The sequence below is a fragment of the Mesorhizobium sp. genome (assembly GCF_005063415.1).
Lineage (GTDB): Bacteria > Pseudomonadota > Alphaproteobacteria > Rhizobiales > Rhizobiaceae > Mesorhizobium.
The window spans coordinates 19646-27190 of record NZ_SUEG01000050.1 but is presented as its reverse complement, the minus strand read 5'-3'; the positions used below and the strand labels follow the sequence as shown (position 1 = coordinate 27190).

Genomic DNA, 7545 nt, shown 5'->3' with positions numbered 1-7545 from the left:
GTCCGAGCCGGTTGACCTGCTTGGTCGCGGCGGCGTCCTCGGCGATCTCGGCAGCAAGCGCGCGGATACCGCCATTGGCATCGAGCATCGGCTTGTTCCACAACATGCTCTTGCCCTGCGCGAAGCCGAGGCCGAGCGCCTCTCCAGCGTACTGCCAGCGTGCCTGCAGCGTGTTGAGAAAGGCGCATTCGACCTCCCCCCAAAACCCGTCCGGCCGCGAGCCGATCGGCGTCGAGCAGACGAGGCCGGTATCGGGCCGCCATGCCGCCATCAGCTGCTGGACATAATCGCTCGGCATAAGCACGTTGGAATCGGCAAGGATGACCCAGCGATAATGGGCCGCCTCCCAACCCTTCACGCAATTGTTGAGTTTCGGATTGCTGCTGATGCGGTCGTCACCGACAAGCAGTCGGGCCCGTATTGCCGGAAAACGCGTCATTGCGGCGGTGATCGGCTTGACTACCGAATCGTCCGCATGGGCGACGCAGAAGATGAGTTCGTAGCGCGGCCAGTCGAGGGAGAAGGCGCGCTCTAGAGTCTCTTCGGCAAACGGCTCGACGCCGCGCGCCGGGACGACGATCGATACCGGCGGCGCGTTGGCCGCGGGCGGTGCAATCCTGGCTGGTCGCTTCAGCTTCAGCGAAGCTAACAGGATGCTGGCGAGATTTGAAAGAAGGAGGGCTATGGAAAGGAGGGCGGCTGCGAATGTCGGTTCCATCGAGATCTGGTCACTCCAGAAATGCCGGCCGCATTACGGCCGTTTTCAACAATTCGACAAAACGCTGAGTCGCCCGGCACAAGCCTGCACACCATCATTGTCATGTGTCACTCAAATGACATTGTTTTTCGGCACCTGCGCTTGAGATCGGGCAAGAAGATGCCGCGCATCGTTGACCAAACTGCGCTGAGCATCGAAAGTTCCATCTACATTGCTTTGGAGCAGTTTATGTACAGCGCCGTCACCCGCAACATCGAAGTGCAGGTCAGGCCGTTCTATCTGGAGGATCACTCCGACCCGCCGCAAAACCGCTATGTCTGGGGCTATCAGGTGACCATCGACAATCAGTCGGATGAGTTCGTGCAGCTTCTGTCACGCTACTGGCACATTACCGACGGCACCGGCAAGGTCGAGGAAGTGCGCGGCCCCGGGGTCGTCGGCGAGCAACCTGGACTCAACCCCGGCGACAGCTATCAGTATACGTCTGGATGCCCGCTCTCGACCCCGTCCGGCATCATGGTCGGGCACTACACAATGCGCAACAAACGGGGTGAGACCTTCGACGTCGCTATCCCTGCCTTCTCGCTCGATTTGCCAGGCACGCGGCGCACCGTCAATTGAGGGCCATCATTCAGCCGCTGCAAACTCCGCCGGATCGAAGTCATATTGCTTCGAGCAGAATTCGCAGGCGACGTGAATGCTGCCATCCTCGGTGCTGTCCCTGATCTCCTCGGCGGAAAAGCCTTCGAGGATGCCGCGGATCTTCTCCCTCGAGCATGAGCACTGGTCGGCGACCGGCACCCCGCCGAAGACGCGGACGCCATGCTCGTGGAAAAGCCGGTAAAGCAGCCGTTCGGCGCCGATCGTCGGATCGATCAGCTCGGTCGGTTCAATGGTACCAAGCAGCGCCAGCAGCTCCTGCCAGGAATTGTCGGTCGGGTCGTGGATTTCCTCACGCGGATCGCCGTCGCCACCGGGAAGGTCGGGTACGCGCATGCGCTCCGCCGACTGCGGCAGGAATTGTGCCAGCAAGCCACCGGCCCGCCATTGCTCGCGGGCACCGCCGACGCCGGGCGTCAGAAGCTTGGCAACCGAAAGCCGGAGGTCGGTCGGAATCTGCTCCGACTGGCGGAAATAGGTGCGTGCGGCATCTTCCAGCGTGACGCCGTCGAGCTGGACGATGCCTTGGTAGCGTTGCGTGTGAGCGCCCTGGTCGATGGTCAGCGCCAGGACGCCGCTGCCGAGCAGCGTCTGCGGCGACGTCTCGCCGGCAGCCGTCAAAGCCTGCAGCCGGTCGGCATCGAAGCGGGCATAAGCGCGCAGCGCGTGCGGCGTGGAGAAATCCGCGACCAGCATGTCGACCGGCCCGTCGGTGCGGGTCTGCAGAATGAACTTGCCCTCGAACTTCAGCGAAGTTCCGAGCAGTACAGTTAGCACACAGGCTTCGGCCAGGAGCCGGGCGACCGGCTCGGGATAGTCGTGGCGGCTGAGAATAGCGTCGAGCATCGACCCGAGCTGGACGGTGCGGCCGCGCACGTCGAGCGGGCCGACCTCGAACGGCACGACATGGTCGTCGCCGGCGTAGCCGAATTCGCCGAGCTTGGGTTTATGTTCAGCCAATTGATAAGTTTCCAACATGACAAAGCTCCGGGGCGCAGCGATGCCGCCCTCCGGGGCGCTTGCGACGAGACGCGCTCGATTTGCGTGATGCGCCTGAGATAGGCACCACCCACTTCCGGATCAAGGCGGCGCAGATCAAGGCGGCGCGGATCAGGCCGGCCCGGATCACCACGGCCCGTATCAAGCGCCCAGGCACCAGGCCAAGACCGCCTTCTGGGCATGGAGCCGGTTCTCGGCCTCATCGAACACCACCGAATGCGGTCCGTCGATCACCTCGTCGGTAACCTCCTCACCGCGATGCGCCGGCAGACAGTGCATGAACAGCGCGTCCGGCTTGGCTTTCGCCATCAGTGCCGCATTGACCTGATAGGGCAAGAAGACATTGTGGCCGCGGGCACGGTGCTCCTGGCCCATCGACACCCAGCAGTCGGTGACGATGCAGTCGGCCTCGTGAACGGCCTCCTCGGGCGAACGGGTGAATTTCAGCTTGCCGCCATTGGCTTTCGACCAGTCGACATGCTTCTGAGCCGGTTCGCTGCCCTCGGGCACGGCGACGTTCAGCTTGAAGCGGAACCGCGCAGAAGCCTCCAGCAGCGAATGCAGCACGTTGTTGCCGTCGCCGGTCCAGGCGATCGTCTTGCCGGCCACCGGACCGCGATGCTCTTCGAAGGTCATGATGTCGGCCATCAGCTGGCAGGGATGGGTCTCGTCGGTCAGCCCGTTGATGACGGGGACCGTAGCGTTTTCCGTCAGTTCCAGCAGCCGGTCATGCGAGGTGGTGCGGATCATGATGGCATCGACATAGCGCGACAGCACCTTGGCCGTGTCGGCAATGGTCTCCGAGCGGCCAAGCTGCATCTCGGTGCCGGTCAGCATGATCGTCTCGCCACCCAACTGCCGCATACCGACATCGAACGACACGCGCGTGCGCGTCGACGGCTTGTCGAAGATCATCGCCAGCACCTTGCCTTCGAGCGGCTTGCTGCGTTCGCCGGCCTTGAGCCTTGCCTTTCGCACAGCTGCGTCGTCGAGCATGAAGCGCAGATCGCCTTCGGAAACGGCGGAAAGATCGGTGAAATGGCGAAGGGACATCAGGAATTCCAGGATTACTTCGCGGCGGCAGCGACGATGGCATCCGCCAGGCTCTTGGCGCCGGCACGAATGCGCTCGAGCGCTTCGTGGATCTCGGCGTCGGTGACGGTGAGAGGCGGCAGCAGGCGGATAACGTTGTCGCCGGCCGGAACCGTCAAGAGATGCTGGTCGCGCAGTGCCACTGTGACCTTGGTGTTGGGCATCGCGCATTTAAGCCCGAGCATCAGGCCGGTGCCCCTGATGCTTTCGATAACATCCGGAAATTCGTCGGCGACACCGGCAAGCCCCTGCTTCAACAGCAGCGCCTTGCGCCGGACGTCCTCGAGAAAGCCCTCTTCCAGCACCACGTCGAGCACGGCGTTGCCGACTGCCATCGCCAGCGGATTGCCACCGAAGGTGGTGCCGTGCACGCCGGCGGTCATGCCGACCGCTGCCTCGTCGGTGGCGAGGCAGGCACCCATCGGGAAGCCGCCGCCGATCCCCTTGGCCACCGCCATGAGGTCGGGTGTGACACCCGCCCACTCATGCGCGAACAGCTTTCCGGTGCGGCCGACGCCGCATTGGACCTCGTCGAAAATCAGGAGCAGCCCGTGCTGATCGCAGAGCTGCCTGAGGCGCTTCAGCGATTGCGTCGGCACTTGCCTGATGCCGCCCTCGCCTTGCACCGGCTCGATCAGGATCGCCGCGGTTTCAGGCGTGATCGCCTTTTCGGCGGCGTCGATATCGTCGAAGCCAACCTGGTCGAAGCCGTCGACCTTGGGGCCGAAACCTTCCAGGTATTTGTACTGGCCGCCGGCGGCGATGGTCGCCAGGGTGCGGCCGTGGAACGCGCCTTCGAAGGTGATTGTGCGGTAGCGCTCGGGATGGCCCTTGACGAAGTGGTAGCGCCGCGCCGTCTTGATGGCGCATTCGAGCGCCTCTGCGCCGGAATTGGTGAAGAACACCTTGTCGGCGAAGCTGGCGTCGGCCAGCCGCTCGCCGAGCCGGCTCTGTCCCGGAATCTCGTACAGATTGGAGACATGCCAGAGCTTGGCGGCCTGCTCGGTGAGGGCCGCGACCAGATGCGGATGGCTGTAGCCCAATGAATTCACGGCGATCCCGCCGGCGAAATCGAGATATCGCTCGCCCTTATCGGTGACCAGCCAGGTGCCTTCACCGTGGTCGAAAGCCAGGGGTGCGCGAACAAAGGTCTCGAAAAGCGCCGAACCGCTCATTATATGCGTCTCCGGAACCGGAAAATCAAAAAGCCGCCAAAGCGGCGGCCCTTGTGGCTTATCGTGTTTTTCGGCCGTGAAGTCAACGAAAAGGTCGCGCAAGGACGTGCGGCAAGCCCTCCAGCACAACGCCGGCTCATAAGCGACCGGGCAAGTTGGGGAAAACCGAAAAAACCGATTCGTGTTGGCCTTGGGACTCTTGTCACCGAGTCAGCGCATAAGGTAATTGTAGTAGAGAAATAACTAGATTTCGTGCGGCGGACCTAATCACCCGATATATGTGGTGTCTGGCCGGCAGAAGCCGGGTCGGGAATGGATTCCGATTGCCGCACGTTTCAGCAGGAGCGCGGTCTCATGAACTGGACTGACGAGCGAGTCGAACTTCTCAGAAAATTGTGGTCGGAGGGCCTCAGCGCCAGCCAGATCGCCGCACAGCTTGGCGGGGTCAGCCGCAATGCGGTCATCGGCAAAGTGCACCGGCTGAAACTGTCCGGTCGCGGACGCACGACCGCCTCACCGGCACGCCAGAAGAAGACGGTACAGGGATCGACGATCCAGAAATCGGTCTCGCGGGCAGCAAGCGCCACGCGCCATGCCACCACGTCGATGTCGATCGGTGCGACCGCGCTCAAGGCGCAGTTCGATGCCGAACCAGTGGCGCGCCACTATATCCGCCCGGTCGAGAACGTCGTCGTGCCGATCTCGCGGCACCTGCAACTCGTCGAGCTCAACGAGCGCACCTGCAAATGGCCGAACGGCGATCCGCTTTCGGAAGACTTCCATTTCTGCGGCAACGACGCCGCCGAAACCGGGCCCTATTGCAAGTACCACGCCCGAGTGGCGTTCCAGCCGGCATCGGAGCGGCGGCGGAGCAGATAGTTAGGGGAGTAAGGGAATAGGGCAGTACGGCAGTATGTGGTGAATTGCAGAGAAGCGTGGTCAGAAGCGATATCCTACTGCCCTACTGCCCTACTGCCCTACTGCCCTACTGCCCTACTGCCCTACTGCCCTACGCTTCATAGCCACCCATTCTTGCGAAACCGCCAGTAAAGAAACGTGCAGATCAGGGCAATCGCCGCCAGGACGGCCGGGTAGCCATATTCCATCCTCAGTTCCGGCATGTCGCTGAAATTCATGCCGTAAATGCCGGCGAACGCCGTGGGCACCGCCAGGATGGCGGCCCATGAGGCAAGCTTCTTGGAGATCGCCGTCTCCTGGCTTTGACCGACCAGAAGGCTCGCCTCGAAGGCGAAGGCGAGAACCTCACGCAGGCTGTCGATCTTTTCCTGGACAGTGCGGATGTGGTCGGTGACGTCGCGAAACAGCGGGTGCATGGCTGTGTGGATTTGCGGCAGATCGGCGCTGGTCAGCCGCCGGCAGACCTCCACCAGCGGCAGGGCCGCGTTGCGCAGGCGCAAGAGATCGCGGCGCAACATATAAAGCCGCTCGATATCGGAGCCGGTCATCGGTTTCAGCAGAACCTTGTCCTCGATCGCCTCGACCTCGTTTTCGATCTGCTCGAGCACCGGCATGTAGTTGTCGACGATGAAATCGAGAATGGCGTAGAGGACGAAATCCTCGCCCTTGGCAAGGGAATGCGGGCAGCTTTCCCAATGCTGGCGAACGGCGGCGTAGGAGGTCGACGGGCCATGCCTGACGCTGACGATGTAGCCGGCGCCGACGAACAAATGTGTCTCGCCGAAGGTGACACGGCTGTCGATCAACTGCGCCGTGCGGGCAACGATGAACAGGGCATCACCATATTGCTCGATCTTCGGCCGCTGGTGCGGATGCTCGGCGTCCTCGATCGCCAGCTCATGCAGATGGAATTGCGCCTGGACGCGCAGCAACAAATTGCGGTCGGGCTCCAGCAGTCCGATCCAGACCACGTGGCCCGGCTTCCCGGCCCATTCGCCGGCTTCCTCGATCGGAATGTCGGCGATGCGCCGCCCAGCCGTATAGACACCGCAGGCGATTATGCCTGACATCGGCGGCGCAGGAGCAAACTCGCGGACGTATTCCATCGCAGCCTCCTGAAGGCGGGGCCTTCGTCGCGGAACTGAGAAGTCGGCGCGTCGAAAGCTTAGCGCAATTGTCTCTCAGGTGGCGAATCCGAAATTCGCATCATTGCTGAGAGAACTCACTTCGCTGGTTGCGTTGCGGGAAGAATAATCTTGTCCGTCTTGTCGCCCTTCGGACGATCGGCCGGCATCTGATCGCCGGTGACGATATAGTAGATCGTCTCGGCGATGTTGGTGGCGTGGTCGCCGATGCGCTCGATGTTCTTGGCGCAAAACAGGAGATGTGTGCAGGGTGTGATGTTGCGTGGGTCTTCCATCATGTAGGTCAGCAACTCGCGAAACAGCGAGGTGTACATGGCATCGATCTGGTCGTCGCGGTCGCGTACGAAACCGATTTTTTCCACCGACCGCGATGCGTAGACGTCGAGTACTTCCTTGAGCTGGGTCAGTGCCAGATTGGCCAAAGCCTCGAGGCCGCGGAACAGGCTGTTCGGCTGGCGCCCGTCTGCGACGGCAACCACCCGCTTGGCGACGTTCTTGCCGAGGTCGCCTACCCGTTCGAGGTCCGCCGAGATGCGGATCGCGCCGACGATCTCGCGCAGATCCGTCGCCATCGGCTGGCGCTTGGCGATGATGATGATCGCCTTGTCGTCGATCTCGCGCTGTCCCTCATCCAGAACCAGGTCGTCTCGAATGACTTTCTGGGCAAGCTCCGGATCCGCATTGACCAGCGCCGCGACTGCCTGCTCGACCATGCGCTCGGCATGCCCGCCCATCGCCGCGATGCGCTTCGACAGATATTTCAGCTCCTCGTCATAGGCGCTGACGATATGCACGGACTGCATGGACGAAATGCCTTCCCGGGATTTTCTGGTTGAGT

General features: G+C 62.2%; 8 protein-coding genes. 2 read left to right on the top strand and 6 right to left on the bottom strand.

Translation table 11 applies throughout. The features are described 5' to 3' along the window. Positions 1–718 (bottom strand): glycosyltransferase (locus E5W70_RS15470; RefSeq protein ID WP_292659516.1); only part of this gene is annotated, 718 nt, incomplete at its 3' end. A 228-nt stretch (positions 719–946) separates the two neighbouring features. Here E5W70_RS15470 and apaG point away from each other — a divergent pair. Then, the gene (apaG, locus tag E5W70_RS15465) at positions 947–1339 is read left to right on the top strand and encodes a Co2+/Mg2+ efflux protein ApaG (RefSeq protein ID WP_254816331.1); all 393 of its coding nucleotides are present in this window, start codon (positions 947–949) and stop codon (positions 1337–1339) included. A gap of 6 nt (positions 1340–1345) precedes the next feature. Here apaG and E5W70_RS15460 read toward each other — a convergent pair whose 3' ends face one another. The 3 genes from E5W70_RS15460 to E5W70_RS15450 all read right to left on the bottom strand — a co-directional run bounded on the left by E5W70_RS15460 (position 1346) and on the right by E5W70_RS15450 (position 4644). Then, positions 1346–2356 (bottom strand): Hsp33 family molecular chaperone, encoded by a 1011-nt coding sequence (locus E5W70_RS15460; RefSeq protein ID WP_292659513.1) that lies wholly within the window; start codon positions 2354–2356, stop codon positions 1346–1348. A 162-nt stretch (positions 2357–2518) separates the two neighbouring features. After that, on the bottom strand, positions 2519–3430 hold the full coding sequence (gene argF / locus E5W70_RS15455; RefSeq protein WP_292659512.1) for an ornithine carbamoyltransferase: 912 nt from the start codon (positions 3428–3430) through the stop codon (positions 2519–2521). Between the two features lie 14 nt (positions 3431–3444). After that, positions 3445–4644 (bottom strand): aspartate aminotransferase family protein, encoded by a 1200-nt coding sequence (locus E5W70_RS15450; protein ID WP_292659510.1) that lies wholly within the window; start codon positions 4642–4644, stop codon positions 3445–3447. A gap of 354 nt (positions 4645–4998) precedes the next feature. On the opposite strand from E5W70_RS15450, the gene E5W70_RS15445 reads away from it, so the two are divergent. Next, positions 4999–5523, top strand: coding sequence for a GcrA family cell cycle regulator (locus tag E5W70_RS15445; protein WP_023677348.1), 525 nt, complete (start codon positions 4999–5001; stop codon positions 5521–5523). A gap of 137 nt (positions 5524–5660) precedes the next feature. Here E5W70_RS15445 and E5W70_RS15440 read toward each other — a convergent pair whose 3' ends face one another. Together E5W70_RS15440 and phoU are read right to left on the bottom strand one after the other, a co-directional pair. After that, entirely contained in the window at positions 5661–6668 is a 1008-nt protein-coding gene (locus tag E5W70_RS15440) for a magnesium and cobalt transport protein CorA (RefSeq protein ID WP_023677347.1), read from the bottom strand. A 116-nt stretch (positions 6669–6784) separates the two neighbouring features. Further along, positions 6785–7510, bottom strand: a complete 726-nt coding sequence (phoU, locus tag E5W70_RS15435; protein ID WP_292659508.1) for a phosphate signaling complex protein PhoU — start codon at positions 7508–7510, stop codon at positions 6785–6787. Between the last annotated feature and the right edge of the window lie 35 nt (positions 7511–7545).

Excerpts from the sequence above, each read along its gene's own strand:
- apaG (WP_254816331.1), top strand. The coding sequence starts at position 947 with ATGTACAGCGCCGTCACCCGCAACATCGAAGTGCAGGTCAGGCCGTTC.
- E5W70_RS15460 (WP_292659513.1), bottom strand. The coding sequence starts at position 2,356 with ATGTTGGAAACTTATCAATTGGCTGAACATAAACCCAAGCTCGGCGAA.
- argF (WP_292659512.1), bottom strand. The coding sequence starts at position 3,430 with ATGTCCCTTCGCCATTTCACCGATCTTTCCGCCGTTTCCGAAGGCGAT.
- E5W70_RS15450 (WP_292659510.1), bottom strand. The coding sequence starts at position 4,644 with ATGAGCGGTTCGGCGCTTTTCGAGACCTTTGTTCGCGCACCCCTGGCT.
- E5W70_RS15445 (WP_023677348.1), top strand. The coding sequence starts at position 4,999 with ATGAACTGGACTGACGAGCGAGTCGAACTTCTCAGAAAATTGTGGTCG.
- E5W70_RS15440 (WP_023677347.1), bottom strand. The coding sequence starts at position 6,668 with ATGGAATACGTCCGCGAGTTTGCTCCTGCGCCGCCGATGTCAGGCATA.
- phoU (WP_292659508.1), bottom strand. The coding sequence starts at position 7,510 with ATGCAGTCCGTGCATATCGTCAGCGCCTATGACGAGGAGCTGAAATAT.